26 protein-coding genes and 1 other annotated feature are annotated in these 25,218 nt (G+C 40.2%); of the genes, 25 read left to right on the top strand and 1 reads right to left on the bottom strand.

Annotated elements, in window-relative coordinates; translation table 11 throughout:
- Positions 1 to 259: 259 nt before the first annotated feature.
- Entirely contained in the window at positions 260 to 856 is a 597-nt protein-coding gene (locus C5Q96_RS03410; protein WP_106057015.1) for a hypothetical protein, read from the bottom strand.
- A gap of 253 nt (positions 857 to 1,109) precedes the next feature.
- On the opposite strand from C5Q96_RS03410, the gene C5Q96_RS03405 reads away from it, so the two are divergent.
- The 25 genes from C5Q96_RS03405 (at position 1,110) to nusA (ending at position 25,216) form a co-directional block, all read left to right on the top strand.
- Positions 1,110 to 2,492 carry a Na+/H+ antiporter NhaC family protein gene (locus C5Q96_RS03405; RefSeq protein WP_106057014.1) on the top strand — a complete coding sequence of 461 codons (1,383 nt, stop codon included), beginning with the start codon at positions 1,110 to 1,112 and terminating at the stop codon, positions 2,490 to 2,492.
- A gap of 52 nt (positions 2,493 to 2,544) precedes the next feature.
- Positions 2,545 to 2,662, top strand: a sequence feature (ribosomal protein L20 leader region).
- A gap of 11 nt (positions 2,663 to 2,673) precedes the next feature.
- On the top strand, positions 2,674 to 3,192 hold the full coding sequence (infC, locus tag C5Q96_RS03400) for a translation initiation factor IF-3 (protein WP_106057013.1): 519 nt from the start codon (positions 2,674 to 2,676) through the stop codon (positions 3,190 to 3,192).
- Positions 3,193 to 3,220: 28 nt separating this feature from the next.
- Complete coding sequence (gene rpmI / locus C5Q96_RS03395; protein ID WP_106057012.1) at positions 3,221 to 3,421, top strand: 50S ribosomal protein L35; 201 nt, start codon at positions 3,221 to 3,223, stop codon at positions 3,419 to 3,421.
- Between the two features lie 19 nt (positions 3,422 to 3,440).
- A complete protein-coding gene (gene rplT / locus C5Q96_RS03390; protein WP_106057011.1) occupies positions 3,441 to 3,794 on the top strand; it encodes a 50S ribosomal protein L20 in 354 nt (117 codons plus the stop codon).
- A 2-nt stretch (positions 3,795 to 3,796) separates the two neighbouring features.
- Positions 3,797 to 3,973, top strand: a complete 177-nt coding sequence (locus C5Q96_RS08610) for a hypothetical protein (RefSeq protein WP_158696671.1) — start codon at positions 3,797 to 3,799, stop codon at positions 3,971 to 3,973.
- A 175-nt stretch (positions 3,974 to 4,148) separates the two neighbouring features.
- Positions 4,149 to 5,240, top strand: a complete 1,092-nt coding sequence (gene tig / locus C5Q96_RS03385) for a trigger factor (protein ID WP_106057010.1) — start codon at positions 4,149 to 4,151, stop codon at positions 5,238 to 5,240.
- 124 nt (positions 5,241 to 5,364) lie between these two features.
- Positions 5,365 to 5,889, top strand: coding sequence for a transcriptional regulator NrdR (nrdR, locus tag C5Q96_RS03380; RefSeq protein ID WP_106057009.1), 525 nt, complete (start codon positions 5,365 to 5,367; stop codon positions 5,887 to 5,889).
- A 9-nt stretch (positions 5,890 to 5,898) separates the two neighbouring features.
- Positions 5,899 to 6,555 (top strand): (d)CMP kinase, encoded by a 657-nt coding sequence (gene cmk, locus C5Q96_RS03375; RefSeq protein WP_106057008.1) that lies wholly within the window; start codon positions 5,899 to 5,901, stop codon positions 6,553 to 6,555.
- 15 nt (positions 6,556 to 6,570) lie between these two features.
- On the top strand, positions 6,571 to 6,987 hold the full coding sequence (locus C5Q96_RS03370) for a hypothetical protein (protein WP_106057007.1): 417 nt from the start codon (positions 6,571 to 6,573) through the stop codon (positions 6,985 to 6,987).
- 122 nt (positions 6,988 to 7,109) lie between these two features.
- A complete protein-coding gene (gene radC, locus C5Q96_RS03365; RefSeq protein ID WP_106057006.1) occupies positions 7,110 to 7,799 on the top strand; it encodes a RadC family protein in 690 nt (229 codons plus the stop codon).
- A gap of 17 nt (positions 7,800 to 7,816) precedes the next feature.
- Positions 7,817 to 8,545, top strand: a complete 729-nt coding sequence (locus C5Q96_RS03360; protein ID WP_106057005.1) for an AAA family ATPase — start codon at positions 7,817 to 7,819, stop codon at positions 8,543 to 8,545.
- Positions 8,546 to 8,668: 123 nt separating this feature from the next.
- Complete coding sequence (gene rny, locus C5Q96_RS03355) at positions 8,669 to 10,219, top strand: ribonuclease Y (RefSeq protein ID WP_334293711.1); 1,551 nt, start codon at positions 8,669 to 8,671, stop codon at positions 10,217 to 10,219.
- Between the two features lie 59 nt (positions 10,220 to 10,278).
- A complete protein-coding gene (locus tag C5Q96_RS03350; RefSeq protein WP_205764004.1) occupies positions 10,279 to 11,463 on the top strand; it encodes a cysteine desulfurase family protein in 1,185 nt (394 codons plus the stop codon).
- Between the two features lie 8 nt (positions 11,464 to 11,471).
- Positions 11,472 to 12,656, top strand: coding sequence for a tRNA uracil 4-sulfurtransferase ThiI (thiI, locus tag C5Q96_RS03345; RefSeq protein WP_106057002.1), 1,185 nt, complete (start codon positions 11,472 to 11,474; stop codon positions 12,654 to 12,656).
- Between the two features lie 78 nt (positions 12,657 to 12,734).
- Complete coding sequence (gene sppA / locus C5Q96_RS03340) at positions 12,735 to 13,763, top strand: signal peptide peptidase SppA (protein WP_245905595.1); 1,029 nt, start codon at positions 12,735 to 12,737, stop codon at positions 13,761 to 13,763.
- 18 nt (positions 13,764 to 13,781) lie between these two features.
- Positions 13,782 to 14,486, top strand: a complete 705-nt coding sequence (gene pyrH / locus C5Q96_RS03335) for a UMP kinase (RefSeq protein WP_330403830.1) — start codon at positions 13,782 to 13,784, stop codon at positions 14,484 to 14,486.
- Positions 14,487 to 14,546: 60 nt separating this feature from the next.
- Complete coding sequence (frr, locus tag C5Q96_RS03330; protein ID WP_106057001.1) at positions 14,547 to 15,095, top strand: ribosome recycling factor; 549 nt, start codon at positions 14,547 to 14,549, stop codon at positions 15,093 to 15,095.
- A 50-nt stretch (positions 15,096 to 15,145) separates the two neighbouring features.
- Entirely contained in the window at positions 15,146 to 15,889 is a 744-nt protein-coding gene (locus C5Q96_RS03325) for an isoprenyl transferase (protein WP_106057000.1), read from the top strand.
- Positions 15,889 to 16,671 (top strand): phosphatidate cytidylyltransferase, encoded by a 783-nt coding sequence (locus C5Q96_RS03320; protein WP_106056999.1) that lies wholly within the window; start codon positions 15,889 to 15,891, stop codon positions 16,669 to 16,671. The genes C5Q96_RS03325 and C5Q96_RS03320 overlap by 1 nt, the downstream gene beginning before the upstream one ends.
- A 15-nt stretch (positions 16,672 to 16,686) precedes the next feature.
- On the top strand, positions 16,687 to 17,835 hold the full coding sequence (locus tag C5Q96_RS03315) for a 1-deoxy-D-xylulose-5-phosphate reductoisomerase (protein ID WP_106056998.1): 1,149 nt from the start codon (positions 16,687 to 16,689) through the stop codon (positions 17,833 to 17,835).
- 11 nt (positions 17,836 to 17,846) lie between these two features.
- Positions 17,847 to 18,857 carry an RIP metalloprotease RseP gene (gene rseP / locus C5Q96_RS03310; protein WP_158696670.1) on the top strand — a complete coding sequence of 337 codons (1,011 nt, stop codon included), beginning with the start codon at positions 17,847 to 17,849 and terminating at the stop codon, positions 18,855 to 18,857.
- A gap of 19 nt (positions 18,858 to 18,876) precedes the next feature.
- Entirely contained in the window at positions 18,877 to 19,950 is a 1,074-nt protein-coding gene (gene ispG, locus C5Q96_RS03305; RefSeq protein WP_106056996.1) for a flavodoxin-dependent (E)-4-hydroxy-3-methylbut-2-enyl-diphosphate synthase, read from the top strand.
- A 24-nt stretch (positions 19,951 to 19,974) separates the two neighbouring features.
- Positions 19,975 to 23,436 (top strand): PolC-type DNA polymerase III, encoded by a 3,462-nt coding sequence (locus C5Q96_RS03300; protein WP_106056995.1) that lies wholly within the window; start codon positions 19,975 to 19,977, stop codon positions 23,434 to 23,436.
- 112 nt (positions 23,437 to 23,548) lie between these two features.
- On the top strand, positions 23,549 to 24,025 hold the full coding sequence (locus C5Q96_RS03295; protein WP_106056994.1) for a ribosome maturation factor RimP: 477 nt from the start codon (positions 23,549 to 23,551) through the stop codon (positions 24,023 to 24,025).
- Positions 24,026 to 24,034: 9 nt separating this feature from the next.
- Positions 24,035 to 25,216: a transcription termination factor NusA gene (gene nusA / locus C5Q96_RS03290; RefSeq protein ID WP_106056993.1), complete on the top strand. Its 1,182-nt coding sequence runs from the start codon at positions 24,035 to 24,037 to the stop codon at positions 25,214 to 25,216.
- Positions 25,217 to 25,218 lie beyond the last annotated feature (2 nt).

Below are 25,218 nucleotides of genomic sequence, written 5' to 3'. Positions count from 1 at the left end.
CCAGCTTCCCGCTACGGCATTATCCGCAGGGTAGAAGGGTCTCGCTTCATCTTAGTGTATAAAATGACCAATTTATACGTAAGTGAAGCAACTCTCAGCTATCGCTCCCCCAGCAATATTTCATTCATTAATTGTATATTGTTATATGTGATATTGCAATACGATAAATTTTATCAGTGTGACCATTGTTATTTTTATTATTTTTTATGTTCAATTCTATTATAAATGTTGATTGCATTAGATCTTTAAAACAAAGACCTTACTCTACAATCCTATAAAATATACTACTTTTTTCTTTATCAAAAGTTTCAACGATTCCTTCGGTTCCCCATATTAGTGGAGCTTGAAAATTTTCTTCGCCAAATTCTATATCACTACGGTAAAATGTATTTGATTCGAGATTTTGTTCATCGGATTCTATCATCCGATATGGCCAAGGATGATGCCCTTTGCTTTTTTTGCAATGGTCGCATGTCCCATTGTCGATAACTCCATAAGTGACTTTTCCCTCAAATTCAACACGTATCTGTTTTGCTTTTTCAAGATCGAAGGATACAGTATTGATGAAGTTGCAAATATAGTAGCCTTCGGATTTTTTAAAAGGTATAAACTCGATGCCTTTCATTTCATAATTATGATATATATCGTAAAACTGTTGGTTCACAATGCTTACACCGTCGTATGTGGTAGCAAAGAAAGTCTTGTTTCTCCATTTTAATGTTGCGGCGGCTTGAGATATTAAAGCTTCGCGATTAAGGATCATCCCGCAATATGGACAGAACTGTACATTAAGTTTCGAATTTCTTTCTAAGTATAAATAATCAGTATCATCCAAGCAGATGTTGTAATACTTCATTTATTATTTCCTCATTACTATATTAAATAAACATTAGGTACTATGATTGTAACATTAGATTGATGCCATTGACATTTTAAATTTAATGACACACTTACAAAGTATGTGAAAAGCTCTTAAAATACATAGAAAAATATAAATTAACGGTGTAAGAAAGTTTGATTTTGTGTAAAATGATAGGTAGTGCTTTTATTCGATTAGTAAAAGTTTTAAGACGTTACTTTTATATTAGACGAGTTATTGAGGGATTTTAATGAAAGAACAAATTAAACTTCACCAGGAAAGAGAAGCAAGTGGCTTGGCGTTAATTCCACTTCTTTTCTTTATCGTTATTTACCTGGGCGTTGGAATTGTCCTACATTCCAAGGGTGTAGAAATGGCATTTTATCAGTTCCCTTCTGTGGTCGCTATGACAATTGCCGTTATACTGGCTTTTTTAATGTATCACAAGACGGGAATCGACAATAATTTTAAGCTATTTGCAAGAGGTGCTGGGGATGAAAATATTATGACGATGCTCATGATATTCCTTTTAGCAGGTGCTTTTTCTTCTGTTGCTGGTGCGATGGGAGGAGTATCGTCAACAGCAAATCTTGGACTCGCGATTATTCCACCTAGGTTCATTGTCCCAGGAATTTTCATAATAGCAGCATTTCTATCTACTGCTACTGGCACATCTATGGGTACTGTGGGAGCGATAGTTCCAATTGCTTATAATATGGCTAAGACAGCAGATCTTAATATGTCATTCGTGGTTGCTGCTGTTCTCACAGGTGCGATGTTCGGGGATAACCTTTCGATGATTTCTGACACTACTATTGCTGCTACAAGGACTCAAGGGGTAGATCTTAAGGATAAGTTTAGAACTAATGCGTGGATTTCTATTCCTTCTGCGCTAATTACTCTTTCACTTATGGTTATTTTTAGCAAGGGCGGCACTGCAACTGGAAATCTAGATTACAACTTGATAAAGGTAGTACCATACGTGCTTGTTCTCGGGCTCGCATTATTAGGACTCAATGTGTTCGCTGTACTGATTATCGGAATTATCAGCGCCTCAGCAGTAGGTGTTGGAACTGGTGCAATTGGTCTTATGGAAGTTGCAGCTAAAATCTGGGCAGGTTACCAGGGTATGATTGAAGTATTTATTTTATCAATGTTTGTAGGTGGTCTTGCAGAACTTACTAAGCATTACGGTGGTCTTAAGTGGATTATAGATAAGACAAGTAAGCTATTAAAAGGTCCTAAATCTGCATCTGTAGGAATCGCGGTATTATCAGCTTTAACAGATGCTGCAACAGCTAACAATACAGTAGCGATTATCGTTACTGGTGAGATTGCCAAAGAAATTTCAGAGAAGTATAAGATTGATCCTAGAAGAACAGCTTCGTTCCTCGATATATTCTCATGTATAATGCAGGGCTTCATTCCGTACGGAGCACAGTTCCTTCTAATCGCCAGCTTGACTAAAAATGCAGTAAATCCGACTAGTATGATTCCATATAACTGGTACCTGATAATTCTAGGAATAATGTCGCTAATCTCAGTAGTGTTTCCTTCGTACAATAGGATTGTGTGTAAAGGAGAGTGGAACTGGGAGAATATGAAGCCAGAACAAGAAGTTGAAAAACAGTAAAGGCATATGTCTTTTAGTATTGACACAAGTTCAACAATAGTCTATAATCATCTAGTCAAAGAAGAAGTTATCCGCTTCTCACCTTGTGGGCGCAGGCGTACGGGTTATCAATAACTTGATTTATTTCAGTTAATTCGCGGATACTTCTGTATCCGCTTTTTTATTATATGGAGGTAGACCAATTAGCAAGGATAAACAACAGATCAACGGAGATATTCGTGCAAAGGAAGTCCGTTTGATAGATGAGAATGGAGATATGCGCGGAGTTATGGGCATAAGAGAAGCGCTCGCAATTGCAGAAGAGGCTAATCTAGACCTCGTAAATGTTTCTCCGAATGCTGAACCGCCAGTTTGCAAGATCCTAGACTTCGGGAAATATCGCTACGAGCTCCAGAAGAAGGATAAGATGGCTAAGAAGAACCAGAAGACCATGCAGGTTAAGGAGGTTCGTCTCAGCACATTTATCGAGGAGCACGATGTAAATGTAAAGGCGAATACAGCAATCAAGTTCCTAAAGGATGGAGATAAGGTCAAGGTTAGCCTTAGATTCAGAGGGAGAGAACGTGATTACACAGCAAAGGGCTTCGATGTTATGAACAGCTTCGCAGAGCTGGTTTCTGAATACGGTATCATAGACAAGAAGCCAAAGTTTGAGGGACGAAGTCTTACTATGTTCCTATCACCAAAGAATAGTAAGTAATGAATTAACAACTTAGGAGGAAATCATTATGGCAAAGAACAAGATGAAGTCTCATAGAGGCGCAAGCAAGAGAATGAAGCTTACTGGTTCAGGTAAGATTAAGAGAAACAAGGCATTTAAGAGCCATATTCTGACAAAGAAGACTGCAAAGAGAAAGAGAGGTCTTCGTAAGTCCACAGTACTTACTAGTGCAGATACAAAGCGTATGCTTAGATCAATGGCAAAGTAGTTTAGGGAGGTTTTAAGATATGGCAAGAGTAAAGAAGGGCGTAAACGCTCATAAGAGACACAAGAAGATTTTAAAGCAGGCAAAGGGCTTCTACGGACAGAGAAGCAAGAACTTCAGAGCTGCTAACCCAGCAGTTATGAGAGCTCTAAGATCTGCTTTCGTTGGAAGAAAGAACAAGAAGAGAGAATATAGAAGACTCTGGATCGCAAGAATTAATGCTGCTGCAAGAGCTAACGGCATTAACTACAGCAACCTGATGAACGGTCTAAAGAAGTCCGGCGTAGAGCTAAACAGAAAGATGCTCTCCGAGATGGCTATCTATGATGCTGCAGGTTTTGCTGAGCTTTGCGAACTAGCAAAGAAGGCTAACTAATAATGGAATATTTTCTAAGCCATGTTGGCGTTATATTTATCGCTGGCCTAATTGTTGCTGTGTGCGCGGTTACTTGGTGGGGGTTAACGGCGAGAAATGAAGTTCTTAAGCGAGAAAGAGCAAAAGCACGTAAAGAGGCTGCACTTGCAAAGCGCAGAGAACAAGAAAATAATGATTAACTCAAATGACAGGGAATTATCCCTGTCATTTGTTATTTATTCTTAAGATTTATTAATTGTAATACTCGTGTGGTTACTGTGAAACTCGTTGAACCCTCGATTTTGCTATGATAATATATATTGAAAGAATTATAAGTATAAACAACTTAAAGCACAATATATAAGGGGTTTTAATATGTCACGTAACAAAATATGCAAGTCGACAATTGTGGCGGTTATGGTAGCCGGTGCACTCATGCTTACTGCGTGCGGTGGAGCATCTGTACCAGACAAGTATAACTATGATGATTTTAGTAAATATGTAAAGCTGGGCAAGTATAAGAATCTTGAGTACACAAAGGCTGATGCTTCAGTGAGCGATACTGAGGTCCAGGATGCAATTAATACTACGCTGGAACAGGCGAAAACCAAGGAACAGGTAAAAGAAGGAACTGCAGCGTCGGATAGCATTGTTAACATCGATTATACAGGTAAGATTAACGGCAAGAAGTTTGATGGTGGATCAGCTACTGGATATGAACTAAATCTTGGAGATAGTAATTTTATCAGCGGATTTGCCGAACAGATAGTTGGACATAAGGTAGGAGAGACTTTTGATATAACGGTTACGTTCCCTGCTAACTATTCTAATAACACTGAGCTTTCAGGTAAGAAAGCGACGTTTACAATTAAGCTCAACTCTCTTGTTAAGACTGTTACACCTGAGTATACTGATGAATTTGTAAAAAAGAATACAAAATTCAAGAATAAAGCTGAATATGAGAAGAATCTAAAAAATCAGCTTTTGAAGGATAAGAAAGCTCAGGCAGCAAGCTCTGAGAAACAGGAATTGTTCCAGAAGATATTGAACTCAAGCAAGATTAAGAAATACCCTAGTAAGGAACTTAAGGATGCTCAGAAAAAGATGATTGACACGTACAAGGCTCTTGCTAAGAAGAATGATATGTCATATGAGAAGTATTTAAAGAGCTCGATGGGTATGTCCAAAAAAGCTTTTGAAAATCAAGCAAAAGTTGCAGCAAAGAATACTGTTAAGCAAGAACTTGTGCTATTTGCTCTAGCCAAGCAGTATAATATCAAAGTATCTGATAAGGAATACAAGGAGTACTTAGATAAACTTCTTAAGGACGCAGGTTATACACGCTCTCAGTATGAAAAGGCTGCTGGTATGTCGATTGAAAAATATGCTGATCAGAACAATCTGTACGATACCATGGTGTACGAGAAGGTTATGGCAAAAGTCCTAAAGGACAGCATTGCAAAATAACTTTTGCCGTAGCTTTATGCTGAATGCCAACCCTTATATATACTTAATTAAGATAAAACATAAATAAATTGATAAATCATATGCTACGAAACTTTTTATTGTTAATTAAACATGGAGGAACGATATGAAGTGCCCTTATTGCGGTAATCCTGATACAAAGGTTGTTGATTCTAGACCTGTTGAAGAAGGTCTTGCTATCAGACGTCGTCGTGAGTGCGACAAGTGTCATAAGCGTTTTACAACATTCGAGAAGATTGAAAACTCGCTACTTGTGGTCATAAAAAGTGATGGCACTAGGGAGAGTTTTGACCGCAACAAATTGATAAATGGTGTATTAAAGGCTTGCGAGAAAACCAAGGTTAAGTACGATGACGTGCAGAGAATTGCTGATAACATTGAACGTGGCCTAAATAACACTATGGAAAAAGAGATAGACAGCAAGATGATCGGGGCTCTTATCATGGATGAACTTCGTGATTTAGATCAAGTTGCATATGTTAGATTCGCATCTGTATATCATAGATTCACAGATATAGATACATTTGTAAAAGAGATTAATAATCTGCTGGAGAAGGACAGAAATGGTCACGATGCGGAGAGATATGTAAAGGAATCTACTGGCGAAGAAGATTCCGCAGACGAGAATTAAGGTGCGAAGATGATAAGAATTGCTATTGATGGGCCTGGTGGTGCCGGCAAAAGTACTATCGCCAAGCTTGTAGGTGATAAGCTAGGTCTCGAGTATATTGATACTGGTGCTATGTATCGTGCTGTAGGACTAAAACTCAATCGCAAGGGAATTAAACCTGATGATTTAATATCTATTAGCAATGTATTAGAGGAGACAACTATTGATTTTGTGAATGGTAAGATTATTCTCGACGGGGATGATGTCAGCGATATCATAAGAACTCAGGAGATTTCCAAATTTGCATCAATTTATTCTCAAATACCAGAAGTTAGAAGCAAGCTTGTCGACATACAGCGAAGAATTGCTGCTGGTAAAAGTGTAATCATGGACGGGCGGGACATAGGAACCAATGTTTTGACAGATGCAGAACTCAAGGTTTTTTTAACTGCTGATTCTATGGTTAGAGCTCGCCGTAGATATGAAGAACTTAGGTCAAAAGGCGTAAATGCAAATCTTGATGATATCCACGAGGAAATCAAAGAGAGAGATTATCAGGATATGAATAGGAAGCTTAATCCATTAGTTCAGGCTGAAGATGCGATTAGGTTAGATACTTCTGATATGACTATTGATGAGGTTGTAAATACAATTGTAGCTATGGCCGCAAGAGTTTCGTGCAATTAGTAATGGAGGTCATGTATGAAAGAAGGTGCGATTGCACTTGGTAAAGTTAGAGGGTATTGTTACCTGATATTTTTGTTCGATATACTTATTTTGTTCCATTCTGAAATAGCTGGATTTTTTGGAACAACGGATAAAAAGATTCTGTATGGTTTTACAGCGATAATCTTGTTTCAGGCAGTGCTTAGTGTCCTTTATGTGGTGAAGTATGTAACTACAGTGGGTCAAAAATACAAGAAACGTAAAGAGATTATAATGTACGCTGCTCGCTTAAGGTACTGCTTTATGGCTATGTTAGTGTTTCTCGCAGGAATTATCTGTAATTATGCGGTAGCTGACAATATTTATGTTGAAAAAGCGTTAATTATGATGCTTGTAATGATGCTTTTGCTGGCACTTAAGAATCTAACAATACTCCAGCGTGGTAGATATTAGAATCAATATAATAATTGAAATTAAATATTCTAAATTAAGGAATTTTGGACCCTGTCTGTGCTTGTTGCAGACAGGGTGTTTTGATATAATTCTATTGTGTTGCTCTCGAGAGAGGGTTATATATGGATAATGAAAATAACAACCTATACAGGTTGCCACAGGAAAAACTAATGTATTCTGGGGCATCATCACTTTCTGATGTCGAACTTTTGGCTTTAATTTTAAGGACTGGAACAGCAGAAAAGAAGGTGATTCAGTTAGCGGAAGAAGTGATGAACTACACTGATGATTTATCACAGAATATCGCTAGTGTGGATGCTAGAGAGCTGCTTAATGTAGACGGTATAGGGATTAGCAAAGCTTGCTCAATTGTTGCTAGCATGGAACTAGCTAGACGCGTTAGAAGGTCTAGTCTACAATCCGGTAAGACTATTACAACCGCTGAAGATATAGCTGAAATTTACATGGAGCGTATGCGTGGTGCAAAGCGCGAGCATGTTCAGATGTTTATTCTTAATACAAAGTGTAAAATTGAATCTGAATACACGGTCTCTATTGGTGAATTAAATTCTGCCGATATCCATCCTAGAGAGGTTTATAGCATTGCTATAAGGCGAAGCGCTGCAGCCATTATAATTGCGCATAATCATCCTAGTGGTGACCCTACGCCTAGTAACCTTGATATTGCAGCAACAAAAAGACTCGAGGCGGTTGGCAAGATAGTAGGGATTAAGCTGCTTGATCACATAATAGTCGGGTATGACAGCTATGTTAGTCTAAGAAGCGAAGGAATTATTGAACAAGATTCTTAAATGGAGAGTGTGATAAGGTGTCCAAAACAATTTACATCACGTCTGGAAAAGGTGGCACGGGAAAGTCCACATTTGCTGCGAACATCGGATTAACGCTTGCATATATGGGCAAGCGTGTTATTTTGCTTGATATGAATATGGGCATGAGGGATTTAGATCTCTATCTAGGTGTTCAAAATGAAGCGATATTTGATGTTTATGACGTAATTATGAGAACATGCGAACCTAGGGATGCAATCATACATTCTACTTTTGTGGATAAGCTTGCCATAATTCCTGCACATCAAGGTGGAAACTGGATTGATATATCAAGGGCGGATATAGATGAACTTATAGAACACCTTAAAGGTGAGTATGATATCGTGATTATGGACGGGGCACCAGGTATAAATCGTGCTGTCGATTTGTGCCATAGTTCTGCTGATGAAGTAATAATAGTTACAACTCCAGATTACTCTGCTATAAGAGACGCAGATGCCATCGAGGATAGATTAATCAAAAACGAGATTATGAACAGGCATTATGTCTTAAATAGGGTGATGCCTGTGAGCGATGATCTTGGATGTGGGCCTAGCTTGGTAGAGATCGACTTGCGTTTTAGATCGCAACTACTAGGTGTGATTATGGAGGATGAAAATATTCGTGCTTCGTGTAATATTGGCATACCAATAGTTGCAAAAAGAGATACCTATATAGCTAGAAATTTTGATAAAATAGCGGAACGCGTGATTAGAGAGATTCTCTAATAGTTGACTATGTTTTCATTAAAATATATAATTAATCAGTATGATTATATACACGAAATACTTATTTTTAATAATTAATAAGTAAAAATATACTGTATTACTAACAAATAACTAAATAAGGAGTTGAACATGACACCGCTATTAATAACTATGGTGGCTGGTATAGCGTTCCTGATTATTGGATTGCTACTTGGCTACAGTGTGCGTAAGCGTGTCGGAGAGAAAGAAATTGGAAGTGCAGAGCAAAAGGCTCAGAACATAATTCTTGATGCGGAAAGTTCCGCTGAGAATCTCAAGAAAGAAAAGGTTCTTGAAGCCAAAGAAGAGGTGCACCAAATCAAGGAAAATCTCGAGAACGAAATTCGCGACAGACGTAATGAGGTTACAAGAGCTGAAAGACGTATTCTTCAGAAGGAAGAAAACATTGAAAAGAAACTAGAAAGCATCGAGCGTAGAGAAGAGGGTTTATCAAAACGTGAGCGCTCAATGGATGAGAAGCATAAGGAAATCGATCAGTACATTGAGAAGCAGATTGCTGAACTTGAGAAGATTTCCGGTTACTCAAAGGATGAGGCAAAGCACCTCTTGCTTGAAGAAATCGAGAAGGATGTTAGAAAAGATGCCTCGGCCATTATAACTAGAGTTGAAGAAGAAACTAAGGATGAGGCAGATAAGAAGGCTAGAGAGATAATTACTTTAGCAATTCAAAGATGTGCGGCTGACCAGGTTGCAGAGACGACTGTTTCAGTAGTGGCACTTCCTAACGATGATATGAAAGGTCGTATCATCGGAAGAGAAGGAAGAAATATCAGAGCTATTGAGACACTAACTGGAGTTGACTTAATCATCGACGATACACCAGAGGCGGTAATTTTATCAGGATTCGATCCAGTAAGAAGAGAGATCGCTAAAAGAGCGCTCGAGAAGCTTATTTCAGACGGAAGAATTCATCCAGCGCGCATCGAGGAGATGGTACAGAAGGCTACAAAGGAAGTCAATAACATTATCAAGGAGGAGGGTGAACAGGCTTGCTTCGAGACAGGTGTTCACAATCTCCATCCTGAGATGGTTAAGCTTTTAGGTAGACTAAAATACAGAACTTCATATGGTCAAAATGTGTTAAAGCACTCCGTAGAAGTTGCTCTCCTTGCAGGTATGATGGCTTCGGAACTAGGGCTTGATCCAAGGTTAGCAAAACGAGCAGGATTACTCCACGATATTGGAAAGTCTATTGATCACGAAGTTGAAGGAACACATGTAGAGATAGGTGTAAATATCTGCAAGAAGTATAAGGAGTCCTGGAAGGTTATCAATGGAGTTGAAGCTCACCACGGAGATGTTGAAGCAACGACACTTGAAGCAGTTCTTGTAGGTGCTGCAGATGCTCTATCTGCTGCTAGACCAGGCTCAAGAAGAGAGACTCTTGAAGCTTATATAAAGAGACTTCAGAGCCTAGAGAATATTGCAAATACTACTAAAGGCGTTGATAAATCATATGCTATTCAAGCTGGTCGTGAAATCAGAGTTGCAGTTAAGCCAAACCAGGTTAAGGATGATGAAATTCCGATGTTGGCTAGAGAAATTGCTAAGAAGATTGAAGCTGAGCTTGAGTATCCTGGTAACATCAAGGTCAATGTAGTCAGAGAGACTCGCGCAATAGATTATGCAAAGTAAAATTAAGCTCTCCGCTTGCGGAGAGCTTTTTAAAAGCAATCAATGATATTGGAGAAATAATGATATATCTAGATAATAGTGCAACAACATGTCAATACGAGGAAGTGACAGAGCTCATATATAAACTGAGTAAGGAAGCCTTTGGAAACCCTTCATCGCTCCATATGCTCGGCTTTAGGAGCGCCGAGTTGATTCGCGAAGCAAGAGGACAGGTTTCCAAAGCCTTCCCAGCAAATGGGGAAATCATATTCAATTCTGGCGGTACAGAAGGTGATAATACCGCCATATTGAGCACCGCGAGAAAGCTGAGACGAAGAGGCAACAAAATTATCACATCTAAGATTGAGCACCCTGCGGTTATGGAACCTTGCAAGAAACTAGCTGAAGATGGATTTGAAATATGCTATCTCGATGTGGATAATACCGGAACTATTAAGCTAGATTGTTTAAAAGAGGAATTAGACGATAAGGTAATACTTGTCACGCTGATGGCTGTAAATAATGAAACTGGCATGATTCAGCCTATCTTAGCAGCATATGATCTTGTCAAGGATTATAATAAAGCTAATGGAACAAACATACTATTTCATACTGATGCAGTTCAGGCATTTGGCAAGATGAATCTTAGATCAGTGCCTTTTGATTTAATTACAATCAGTGGTCACAAATTTCATGCACCTAAGGGCGTTGGAGCGATGTATGTGAAGTCAGGACTCAAGCTTCCGGCGTTCATCACTGGAGGCGGTCAGGAGAACGGGAATCGCTCTGGCACGGAGAATACGCAGGGCATATCAGGACTTGGGTTAGCTACAGAGCTTGCTTATGATAATTTGGCAGAAAAGCAAAGGCATATCATCAATTTAAATAATCGATTACGTGAAGGCCTAATGTCTGAACTTGATGATATAATAGTTAACGGCACTATAGATATGGGGGTTGACGTTTCTGATTATGGAAAGCGCTTTCCGTCGGTTCTTAATATTTCATTTCTAGGGGCTAGGGGCGAAGTCATACTTCATACTTTAGAGCAGGATGAGATATTTGTATCAACGGGCTCGGCATGCTCATCTCATAAGAATAGCGATAGCCATGTACTGGCTGCAATGGGGCTGGGTCACAAAGAAATTGAAGGTGCTATTAGATTTAGTATCTCTGAATTCAATACACTAGAAGAAATGGATGAAGCTGCAGCGAAGGTTTCGGCAGCGGTTAAAAGGTTTAGAAGATTAGGTAGCTTCAGATAGGGGTTATGATGAACGAGAAAAATATTTACATTGTTAGATGCGGAGAAGTTGCGCTTAAGGGCATGAATAAGCCATATTTTGAGAGAGTGCTTCTTGAGAGAGTTCGTGGGGTTCTCACTTCGTATGAAAATACGGAATCTAAGTGGAATGACGGACTCATGATTGTAAAGATTCCTAAGGAAATTGATAGAGAAGATGTAATAAGAAGAGTTTCAAAGGTTTTTGGTGTTGCTTCAGTAAGTCCAGCCGTTGAAGCGGAAAAAGATATCGAGAAAATCGGTGAAGCTGCAGCAGAGTTTATGATGGAGCTCATAGAGAAAGAGGGAATTAAGACCTTCAAAGTAAAAGGAAAGAGGGCTGATAAGACTTTTCCTATACAGTCGCCAGAGATTGGCAGGATAGTGGGAGCTAAGATTCTTAAAACGTGCAAGGTTTTGTCTGTAGATGTTCATAATCCTGACTGTGAATTATATGTAGATGTGCGACGTGAAGGCACATATATATTTAGGGATAAGATAAAAGGCTTTGGTGGACTACCTCTTGGGACGAATGGCAAAGGGCTAATCCTAATGTCTGGAGGCATAGATAGTCCAGTTGCAGCATTTATGATGGCGAAACGTGGTATGAGGATCGAAGCTGTTCATTTCCATTCATATCCTTATACCAGTCCTCGTGCCCAGCAGAAAGTCGAGGATCTCTGTGCGACACTTGCTGGATATATGGGAACCATTAGAATGCATGTTGTAAACCTTCTCCCAATTCAGGAAGAAATTGTAAAAAACTGCCCTGAAGAGGAGACGACGCTGCTCGTTAGACGTTTCATGATGCGTATAGCCGAGAGTATTGCGGTTCGAAAGAAAGATATGATGCTGATAACTGGAGAGGATCTCGGTCAGGTTGCCAGCCAGACCGCAGAAGCTCTTGTAGTTACTGACAGTGTAGTTAAGATGCCAGTTATGAGACCGCTGATAGCCATGGATAAGGTTGATATTATGGATAAGGCTAAAGAAATTGGAACGTATGATATCTCAATTCAGCCATATGAAGATTGCTGCACGGTTTTCTTGCCTAAACATCCTGTTACAAAACCAAAATTAAGTAAAATTGAAAAGTCCGAAGAAGCACTAGATGTAGAGGCTCTTGTTATTGCAGCAGTAGATTCAGCAGAAGTTATTGATATAACACCTAGATAATAATTGAGATATTTGCTAACATATGGTTAGCTATACGTTTACTTAATCGATTAATATATAGGATATAGGGATTACAATATGAGAGACAATAATATCAAGGATAATCACGGCGGTAAGAGTAGACAATCTACAAAGGGCCAGAATACATGGCTTATAGCCGTAATAGTAGTCCTTGTTCTTATGCTAACAATAGGTATAGTGGTCACAACACTTGCATATATTGGCGGAGCTAGCTTCAGCTCCATCTCTGGAAAAAGTTCGTTTGGAGGCAATTCTGTCGCTGTTCTAGATGTTCAGGGCGAGATTGGTGATGTCAGTGCGAGAGCTACTTATGATCACAATTGGACGATGCATACAATCAATGAACTGATTGATGATTCGTCTAATAAAGGTATTGTCATCCGTGTTAATTCTCCGGGTGGTAGTGTTTATACATCTGACGAATTATACGAGGAACTCATGAAGTATAAGAGTGAGACAAAGCGTCCAGTTTATTTCTATTTTCAAGATCAGGCCGCATCTGGTGGATACTATATCGCGATGGCTGGAGATAAGATTTATGCTAATCGAAATACATGGACCGGATCTATAGGCGTTAAGACAGGTACTCTCTATGATGTTAGAGGATTGTTAGATAAGCTCGGGATTAAAACCAATACTATTACAAGCGGCCGAAATAAAGCTATGGGTAGCATGACAACTGAGCTTACTGATGAGCAGCGTGAAATCCTTCAGAGCCTAATAGATGAAGCATATAATCAATTTGTTAGGATTGTTGCTAAGGGCCGTAATATGTCCGAGAGTAGAGTGCGAGAGATTGCGGATGGACGTGTCTATTCGGCTAGTCAAGCCAAAGAACTCGGTCTAATCGATGGTGTGTGCAACGAGGAGGATTTCTTTAAAACTGTGAGAACATTCAAAGGGATGAAGGATGTTTCCTTTGATTATATGGAACCAGAAAAGGAAGAGCGTGTATACGATTTGCTGCAGCAGTTCATACAGTCAAAGAGCAGCAGCGGTAAAGCAGCAGAATATCAGAAACTCATTGAGCTATCTGAAGACGGTAACAAGTTTACAGTTATGTACCTAGCGGACATCAAAAAATAGATATCATAAGGAGTTATCATGGGCATTAAGTACAAAAGAGTTTTGATTAAACTGAGTGGCGAGGCGCTTGCTGGAGAAGATAAATTTGGGGTTAATCCAGATGTGACTCTCAAGACCGCTAAGCAGATAAAGGAAATCAGAGCGAATGGTGTTGATGTAGCTATTGTTGTCGGTGGAGGAAATTTCTTCCGTGGTCGTACCGGTGGAAGTATAGATAGGGCTACTGCCGATTACATGGGGATGCTAGCCACAGTTATGAACGCCTTAGCCTTACAGGATTCACTTCTCTCAATCGGCTGCGAAGCAAAAGTTATGACGGCTATTGAGATTAGGGATATGGCTGAAGGATACTCTAGGCGCAAAGCTCTCGATTATTTGAAGGAGGGCAAGGTCGTAATATTCGGTGGAGGAACTGGAAGTCCATTCTTCTCAACAGATACGACTGCAGCTCTTAGAGCAGCTGAGATGGATGCCGAGGTTATTCTCATGGCAAAGGCTATCGATGCTGTATATTCTGCGGATCCAAAGCTTGACCCAAGTGCTGTTAGATATGAACACTTGACGTATATGGATATCGTTGAGAAGGATTTAAAAGTTATGGATCTAACTGCCGCAACGCTTTGCAAGGATAATTCCATTAAGCTATATGTATTCGCACTTGCAGAAGAAGGCGGACTCATGAAAGTAATAAATGGTGAGAATATAGGCACTCTAGTAGAGTAGTTACTCATCGCTTTGTTTGGTAATATTTAAAAATTTATATTAAGTATCACGGAGGAAATCATGGCTAAGAAGAGCTTAGAAGAGAAGATTGAAGTTACTAAAAACGTTCTTAAAGAGAACCTTAACACAGTGAGAGCAGGAAGAGCAAATCCAGCACTTCTCGACAAGGTAATGGTTAGTTATTATGGAGTACCGACTCCTCTAAAGTCACTTTCCAACATCACAACACCAGATCCACGCACACTCATGGTTGCACCTTTTGATGCAAGTTCCATTGGTGACATTGAGCATGCTATAAATGAAGCAAATTTAGGCTTAAATCCATCCAATGATGGAAAGGTAATCAGACTTACAATTCCGCAGCTAACTGAGGAGAGACGTAAGGAACTGATTAAACATGTCAAGAAGTTTGGAGAGGATGCAAAAGTTGCAGTGCGCAATATAAGACGTGAGGAAAACGAAGAGCTTAAAAAGCAAGAGAAGGCGCATGAAATTACTGAAGATGACTGCAAGAGTGAACTGGATAACGTTCAGAAAAAGATAGATAAGGCTGTTAAGGAAATCGATGCTATCATTGAAAGTAAAAACAAGGAAGTAATGGAAGTATAATTCTTAGTAAACGTGGCCTAGGTCACGTTTGCTTTTTATGAGGTTGCAGGATGTTAGAGATTGGTAAATTACCCACACACGTAGCTGTTATTATGGATGGCAATGGGCGATGGGCTAAGAGCAAGAACAGACCTCGTCTATTCGGGCATAATGCAGGTATGCAAGCGATGAAACAGATAGTTATCACCGCTTCAAATCTTGGAATTAAGTACTTAACAGTTTATGCTTTTTCTACGGAAAACTGGAAGCGTAGTACAGAAGAGGTCTCTGGTATATTTAAGCTTATAATTAAATATGTGGATTCAGAGTTAAAAGAGCTTATTAAGAATAATGTTCGTATCAACATACTTGGTGACTATAATATGCTACCGGGCGATTCCGTAAGAGCGATAGATGAACTACTTGACAAGACAAGGGATAACGATGGACTCGTATTCAATATTGCATTAAATTACGGCGGTAGAGATGAGATTGTTAAGGCTATCAACGAGATTATAATTGATAGAAAGGCTCTTGCAGATGAAGGGATTTCGGTTGATGTGACTGAAGATGAGGTATCAAATCATCTGTATACTGGCGTCCTGCATAAGAATATTCCTGATCCAGATTTAATCATAAGAACGAGTGGTGAAGAACGGCTGTCAAACTTCTTAATCTGGCAAGCTGCTTACAGTGAGATGATGTTTACTGACACACTGTGGCCAGATTATTCGCCAGAAGAATTTACGGCCATGATTGAGAAATTCTCACATCGTAAGAGGCGATTTGGCGGGAGAGAAAAGGAAGACAAGTGATGAAAACTAGAATTATCTCGGCACTAGTGATGTTGCCGCTGCTCGCAGTACTTTATTTTGGTGGTATCTGGCTTGTAGGAGCCGCGCTCCTAATATCAGTAATTGGAGTAAAAGAATTCTTTGATGGATTCAATGCCTGTGATATTAGACCTTCGCGTAAAATTGCCATTGCTATGGCCGTTATCTTATATGCGGGATACCTTACACTTGGCAATGTATCGGATTTTGTTGGAGTTTGGCTTGTTGCTTCAGTTATGGCGAGCCTAGTTTATGGATGGGATATCAAGAGTCGCGGAATTAGCGACTCAATCGCTACACTTACAGGTATAGTATATGTTGTGCTGTTTCCATATTTCATAGTGCTTATTGATGCATCTAGATATAAGCATCTAACTTGGCTCGTTCTAATTGCGGCTTTTGGAGCTGATATTATGGCGTATTTTTCAGGTATGGCATTTGGAAAGCATAAGATGGCACCTAACCTCAGCCCGAAGAAAACAATTGAAGGGGCAATTGGAGGACTCGCAGGGGCATCAATTTTTTCTGCTCTATTTGGTTACTTTGTCATGCCGGACATCGTAGTGCAGTGTGCAATTATCGGTGTTCTCGGTGGTGCGGTATCGATGGCTGGAGACTTAACGGCTTCTGCATTTAAGAGACAGATGGGAATTAAGGACTATGGCAAAATAATACCTGGTCATGGCGGAATACTAGATAGATTCGATAGTGTGCTTTTCGTTGCACCTTTTGTATATTATTTTTCGGTATTTTTCATTCATTAAGGGTAGATAGGAAAAATGGGGATAAAGAGAATAATTTTGCTCGGTAGTACGGGTTCAATTGGAACTCAGACCTTGGATATAGTTAGAGAGAATCCAGATAAGTTCAAGGTTGTGGCGCTAACTTGCAAAAACAGGATAGATAGTCTGATAGAACAGATTCAGGAATTTAAACCAGAAGCTGTATGCGTTGGAAATAAAGAAGCAGCCGCACAAGTGAGTGCGGCTTTTCCTGCTATTGAAGTGAATATTGGTGACAATGGATTAAGAGAAATTGTTAAGGTTGATGCTGATATCGTTCTCAATGCTTTGATGGGAATAAGTGGTATGGCACCTACTTATGAGGCAATTTTGACTGGAAAGGATATCGCACTTGCTAATAAGGAGACACTTGTTGCAGGGGGCAGTTTGATTATGGAACTTGCTTCTGAGAAAGGCATCAAAATACTCCCAGTGGATAGCGAACACAGTGCAATCTTTCAATGCTTAGAAGGGAATAGCGGAAGAAAGGTGAGGAGGATTTTACTCACGGCTTCTGGTGGACCATTTAGAGGATATAGCCTGGAGCAGCTTGAGAAGGTGTCTCTACAGGAAGCACTCCATCATCCGAAGTGGAGCATGGGGCGTAAAATCACCATCGATTCAGCTACAATGATGAATAAGGGGTTAGAAGTTATTGAAGCAAAATGGCTTTTCGATATAGAGCCCGATAAGATTGACGTTCATGTTCATCCAGAGAGCATCGTTCACTCGATGGTAGAGTTTGATGATACTTCGATTATCGCACAACTTGGGCTTCCAGACATGCGAATTCCGATAAGCCTTGCGCTTGGATATCCAAGTAGGCTTCATTACTCCGGTAAGAGCTTAAACATGTTCACGGAAGGTTCAACACTCCACTTTGAAAAGCCTGATACAAATGTGTTCGAATGTCTATCTATGGCATATGAGGCTATTGAAAATGGGGGGAGTTATCCAATACTGCTTAACGGTGCAAATGAAGAGCTCGTAGCGATGATTCTAGATGGTAAGATAGATTTTCTCGACATACAGAGATCACTTCGCAGATTGATGGACGAACATAAGTCGGTGAAACCACAGACGATTGAAGATATTTTAGAGATTGATAAGGAAGCGAGAGCTAGGGCAAAAGAGCTCTTTAAGTAAAAGTGATTTATATGATACTAACGGTAATTCTGACAATATTGATGCTCATGATAATCACAGTTCCTCATGAATTTGGGCATCTGATAACGGCTAAAATCTTTCATATCAAAGTAAATGAGTTTGCAATAGGCATGGGACCACTTCTCGCAAGTAAAGACAGGGGCGAGACGAAATATTCACTAAGAGCCATTCCTATAGGTGGTTTTTGTGCGATGGAAGCGGAAAATGAAGAAAGTGATGAAGAGGGGGCATTTAACAATAAGCCAGCTTGGCAGAGATTAATTGTTTTAGCTTCTGGTGCTGCTGTTAATGTGCTTGTTGCATTAATTTTGATGATTATAATAACCATATATGTTGGGGTGCCGACTAATACCCTAGATAAGGTGGTTTCAGGTTCGCCAGCAGCGATGTCAGGTTTAGTAGCGGGTGACAGAATAACATCGATAGACGGAAAAGAATCATCATCATGGTTAGACACTGTGACAACAATTTCTAAGAATACTGACGGTAAAGCGATGAAGGTAGTAGTGGAGCGTGATGGAAAGATTCATGCATATACCATTACACCGACTAAGGACAAGGATGGAAGGCTAGTAATTGGTATAGTATCTAGGGCATCACACAATGTTTTTGTTTGTGTAGGTCAAGGCGTGAAGGTCACTTGGAATCTTAACAGCCAGATGCTAGGTGCGCTTAGACAGATGGTGCATAAGGGGATAGATAGAGATAGCGTGACTGGTCCTGTGGGAATGGCAGGTCTGGTGAATAAAACAGCTCATACTGGAATTTTATCGTATTTATATCTGGTGGCACTTATAAGTCTAAATATGGCGATTATAAATCTTTTACCTTTTCCGGCGCTCGATGGTGGTAGAATCATATTTGTCTTGATTAGAAAAATTACTGGTAATATGATTTCTACTAAGGTGGAAGGATATATGCACTTAGCGGGATTTGCCATTCTCATGGCGCTTTTTGTGCTCATCACATGGCAGGACTTGTCTAAGTTATTAGGACATTAAAAAATGGGTAGGTAGTAGTATGAATAAACAGGTTAGATGTGGCAGAGTTCTTATTGGCGGAGGTGCACCAGTATCAATTCAGTCGATGACAAATGTAGATACAAGAGATAGCGAGAAACTTCTTACGCAAATTAAAGCGCTTGAGGCTGCTGGCTGTGACATAGTGAGAGTTGCGATTCCTGATGAAACTGCGGCAAAATCATTTGCGAAAGTACGTCAAGAGACGGAGATGCCACTCGTAGCAGATATTCATTTTAACTATAAACTAGCACTTGCGGCAATTGAGGCTGGTGCAGATAAGATCAGAATCAATCCAGGTAATATCGGAGCCGATGATAGAGTTGCTAAGGTAGTTGAAGCTGCTGGTAACAAGGGAATTCCAATTCGTGTAGGAGTGAATTCTGGTTCGCTTGATAAAAAACTACTTGCTAAGTATGGTGGTGTAACGGCTGCTGCGCTAGCAGAGAGTGCGATAGAGACTCTCAGCAAGATTGAGCGAATGGGATTTGACGATTTAGTGCTATCTATTAAGTCGTCTAATGTCAAGATGAACTACGACGCTCACATGCTAGTCAAGGAGATGACCGACCATCCTCTTCATATAGGTATAACTGAGTCAGGGACTCCTGAAAATGGTAGACTTAAGTCGGCCGTAGGAATCGGGTCTCTTCTTCTCGCTGGAGTAGGTGACACTCTTCGCGTATCTCTTACTGATGATCCGGTAAATGAAGTTATATTCGGACGTAAAATACTAGAGTCTGTCGGACTTAGGGAGAAGAGCATAGAAATTGTCTCATGTCCGACTTGCGGCAGGACTGAGGTCAATTTAATCGACATGGCCAATGAAGCTGAAGAAAGCCTTAGAGAGCTTGGTGAAAGAAGAGCAATACTCGGTTTAAAGCCACTCAAGATAGCGGTCATGGGATGTGTAGTGAATGGACCGGGAGAATCAAGAGAGGCAGACTACGGAATTGCCGGCGGCAACAAGGAAGGGCTTGTATTTGCCCATGGAGAGATAATCGCAAAGGTGGCTGAAGACGAGCTGATTCCTACTCTTATTGATATAGTATCAAATGATATGACTAAGAAGTAATGCATTGATGGAGAGAATTAATCGATGATTGAAGTACCTAATGGAATAATAACTCCTGAAGAGGTAAGTGAGTCTGCTGGTAAGCCAGAAGATGAGCTAACGCTATCTTTCAAAAACATATCTCTTGATAGCGCTGGATTAGTGCTGGAGCTAGATGTGCTAGTAAACTTTGACGTTAAGCCACGACTAGAGCGTGTCATGAGGGATAGACTCATCAAGTCACTCGGAAATATAAATGATGTAAAGTTTAATTATTTCTATGACGAGAGCTATGGAGAAAGCAAACAGCAAGCATCAAGAGCAAATAGCAAACCTACTGAGAAACTAAAAACTAACAATAATGGGATAATACTTGGCAAGAGAATTACCATGGCTGAAACTGCGTATGAGAATCTTGCAGAGATTTCTGGTGCTCGAACCAAGGTTGCTGTATCAGGTACTGTGTTCGAAATAGAGATTAAGGATACCAAGAAGAAGAACTTCTGGGTTATGACTCTAAGGATTAATAGAGGACCAAAGGCTGTTGCTGTAAAAGCATTTATAAAGAGTAAGCAGGAATTTGATGCAGTTAATGAATTAATATCAAAAGGTGACGAAATAATCGCTCAGGGAGATATTAGATATGACGAGTATATTCATGAGAATGTCATGATTGCTAATAGCATCAATAAATCTGTAAAGAGCACTAGAAAAGAAACGTATGGTGGGCAAAAGCGAGTAGAGCTACATGCCCACACGAGAATGAGTGAAAACGATGGGTTTAATGATGTCGAAGAAATGGTAAAGCAAGCTGCCGAATGGGGACAGCCTGCTATAGCAATCACTGACCATGGTGTCGTACAATCGTTTCCCGATGCTGCTAATACAGCGAAGAAACTCGCAAAAAAAGGAAAGAATATTAAGATACTGTACGGTATGGAAGGGTATCTCTATCCAGATGATGACGCATATGATGAGAACGGCAATATCAATCTGAGTAAAAAGCGAAATACATATCATATAATACTAATCGCCAAAAATCTTACTGGACTTAAGAACCTTTACAAGATAGTTTCATATACGCATATCGACTATTTCTACAGAAGACCTCAGCTTCCAAGAAAGGTGTTAGATAAGTATAGGGAGGGACTGATTATTGGAAGTGCATGCGAGGCTGGAGAAGTGTTCCAGGCAGTGCTCAAAGGTGCTTCTGATGAAGAGCTGCTCAAGATTGCATCATATTATGATTATTTAGAGATTCAGCCACTTGGAAACAATCACTTTTTAATAAATAGCGATAGATATCCTCATGTGACGAGCAAGCAGGACCTCATCGATATGAATATGAAGATTGTTGAGCTAGGAGATAGGTTAAGAAAGCCTGTCGTTGCAACTACAGATTCACACTATCCAGATAAAGAATCTGCTATTTACCGTAATATCGTCATGTCGATGGTCGGATTCAATGATACGAACTCAAACTCCCTTTACCTTAGAACTACCGCTGAGATGCTCAAGGAATTTGAATATTTAGGTGATAGGGCTAAGGAGATAGTCATAGATAACACTAACCTTATAGCGTCCATGACCGAAGAGTTCCAGCCAGTGCCAGATGAGAAGTGCCCACCTAGCATCGAAGGAGCAGATGAGACTCTAAGAGAATCGTGCTATGCTAGGGCTAAGAGCATATACGGAGATCCACTCCCTAAGGAAGTTCTGGATAGGCTCGATACAGAGCTCAATTCTATCATAAGCAATGGGTACGCCGTTATGTATGTGGCAGCGCAGCTTCTCGTTGAAAAGTCAAATAAGGACGGTTATCTTGTAGGTAGCCGAGGTTCGGTAGGTTCTTCATTTGCAGCTACAATGGCAGGAATTACGGAAGTAAATCCGCTTGAGCCACATTATATATGTCCGAATTGCCATAATTTAAAGTTTACAGATCAGCTGGATAAGTATGATACTGGCTTTGATATGCCTGATAGAGTATGTGAAAAATGCGGAACTAACATGAACAAGAATGGTCTGAACATTCCGTTTGCAACATTCCTTGGATTTAATGGTGATAAGGAGCCAGATATCGATCTCAACTTTGCCGGTGAATATCAGCCTATCGCCCATAAATTTGTCGGTGAAATATTCGGTGAGGAGAACATCTTTAAAGCTGGAACAGTTGCGACAATAGCCGAGAAGACAGCTTTTGGATATGTAAAGAAATATGAGGAAAACACTGGAAAGAGCTTCTCTAATTCAGAAGAACTCGTACTTGCAAACGGCTGTACTGGGACGAAGAGGACCACAGGTCAACATCCTGGTGGTATCATAGTAGTTCCTGCCGATAGAGAGATATTCGAATTCTGCCCAGTTCAGAAACCTGCAAATAACAGAGATGCTGAGTTTATAACAACTCATTTTGACTATCACAAGATTGATAAGAACCTACTCAAGCTCGATATACTCGGGCATGATGTGCCGCAGATGATTAGGCATCTGCAGGATATGACCGGTGTTGATCCGCTTGGAATAGATATTGCTGACAAGAAGACGCTAAGCATATTTACATCCATTGATGCATTAAACATTGTCAATCCAGATGATTATGAATTCAAGCATGGTACTTATGGTATACCTGAATTTGGTACAAACTTTACCAGAGGGATGCTCGATGCCATAAAGCCAAAGACAATTTCAGCTCTGATCAAGATCTCCGGCTTTTCGCATGGTACTGATGTATGGACCAATAATGCTGAGGACCTAATAAAAAATGGTGTTGCAACTATTGACGAGCTTATATCTTGTCGAGATGACATCATGAACTATCTTATGATCAAAGGTGTAGATAAGAGTAACGCTTTTAAAATCATGGAGGCTGTGCGTAAGAACAAAGAGCTCAAGCAAGAGGAACTCGATATCATGAAAGAGCATGGTGTGCCTGATTGGTACGTTGAGTCCTGTAGGACACTCAAATACCTATTCCCTAGAGCCCATGCTGCAGCATATGTAATGATGGCACTCAGAATGGCGTGGTTTAAGGTTTACTATCCAAGTGCTTTTTACTGCGCATGGCTATCAACCAAGATAGATAACTTCGATGTAAATGTAGCTAGAGGAGGTGTAGAGGCGGCAAAAGCTGCGTTAAGCTCACTAAACTCCGAAGACGATGATACCAGCGCCGCAAAAAAGAAAGAGCTCAAGGTAGTGTATGAAGTCATATACGAACTTCTATCTCGAGGCTGTGAGTTTTCACTTCCAGAGCTTGGTGTATCTGATCCATGCATGTTCAATGTTGTAGATGATAAGATTAAGATACCGTTTATGGCAGTTTCTGGAGTAGGAAGAAGTGCTGCTATTTCACTCGCTGAGGCCTACAAGGAAGGACCATTTTTATCAATAGATGAGGTGCAGAGAAAGACTAAACTTTCAAGCACAAATATCGAAGATCTCAAAGCATGCGGAGTGTTTGATGAACTACCGGATAGCGCACAGGTATCCATCTTTGATATGTAGAAAAGTTTGCAATTTGCAATATTTTATGATAGTATAAATGCGAACGTTAAAGAGCGAAAGAGTGGGGCAACCCACTCTTTCACTTATGTTATGACTTTTTCCGGGAGGAATTATGGCAAAACAAGATGTTGCTGCAAGGATTGAAGACTTGCTAAATGAGTATCTTACAGGGAAAGAGCTTGAGATATACAATATAGAATATAAGAAGGAAGGTAAGGACTGGAAGCTTCGAGTTTATCTTGATAAGCCGATTGACTGTGATACAGAGTACGTAGACATCAATGAGTGCGAAGAAGTTACTCGTTTTTTGAGTGATAAGCTAGATGAAGAAGATTTTATCGAGAGAAGCTACACTCTCGAAGTTTCCTCGCCGGGACTTGATAGAGAGTTGATTAAACCTTCTGATTTTGATCGATTTAAAGGCAGAGAGGTTGAGGTTAAGCTGTATAAGTCAATCGATGGTAGGAAGGAATTCACGGGCACTTTGATTGGCAAATCTGCAGGCGAAGTTACAATAGATATAGATGAACGTAAGGTCGGTATTCCGGCAGATCAAATTTCTAAGATTAATTTAGCAGTAATTTTTTAGGAGGATTCAATGAACAAAGATTTTCTGGATGCTCTCACTGAACTAGAGCGTGAGAAAAACATTTCAAAAGAAGACATTATCACTGCGATTGAAGATGCAGTGGAGCTTGCTTACAAGAAGAACTACGGAAACTATCCAAACGTAAGAGTTTTGGTAGATCGTGAGGATGGTGAAGTGCTCGTTCTAATGAGCAAGGAAGTTGTATCAGAAGTTGAAGATGACATGATGGAAGTTTCGCTTGAAGAGGCTAGATCATATGATGAAAGATATGAAGTTGGTGATGTCATCGAATATCAGGTTGATCCAAAAGATTTCGGCCGTATCGCTGCTCAGACTGCAAAGCAGGTTGTTGTGCAGAGAATCAGGGAGGCGGAGAGACGCAACTCTTATGATGAATTCGTTAACAAACAAGGTGAAATTGTCACTGCTAAGATTGAGAGAATTAACAACGGAACGATGTTCTTGTCGGTTGGTAACTCTGAGGGTATACTCCCACTGTCGGAGCAGGTTAAAACGGAGTCTTTTAACGTAGGTGATAGAATAAAGGTTTATGTAATCGACGTTAAGAAGGCTACAAAAGGTCCTCAGATATTCCTGTCGAGATCGCATCCAGGCCTCGTAAGAAGATTATTCGAATTAGAGGTTCCTGAAATTTCTGATGGAACGGTTGAGATTAAGGGAATAGCTCGTGAGGCAGGATCGAGAACCAAGATTGCTGTATATTCACACGACGAAAACGTGGACCCAGTCGGTGCATGTGTTGGTAACAGAGGTACTAGAGTTCAGAGTATCGTTGATGAGCTATTCGGTGAAAAAATCGATATCATCGTATGGGACGAGGACCCAGCTGTGCTAATTAGCAATGTACTGAAACCAGCTGAGGTTGAAGGCGTATATATCAACTATGTGAGTGAAAAGGAAAAGATGGCAACGGCTGTGGTTCCAGAGCAGCAGTTATCTCTTGCAATAGGCAGGGAGGGACAGAATGTTAGGCTCGCTGCTAGGGTTAGTGGCTGGAAAATCGATATCAAGAGCAAGTCACAGCTTGAGGACAGCGGCTTTGATTTTGATGAATACGAAGACCAGGATGGACAGGCGGTAGATGTGCTTAACGATGAGGATGTGCCTGCAGATGCTCCGCTTGATCTAGAAGCTGCTGAAGTAGAAAATGATGTAGATGCGGAAGCATAAGT

The organism is Mogibacterium diversum (genome assembly GCF_002998925.1).
Taxonomy (GTDB): Bacteria; Bacillota; Clostridia; order Peptostreptococcales; family Anaerovoracaceae; genus Mogibacterium; species Mogibacterium diversum.
This window is presented reverse-complemented; position numbering and strand designations above follow the sequence as displayed.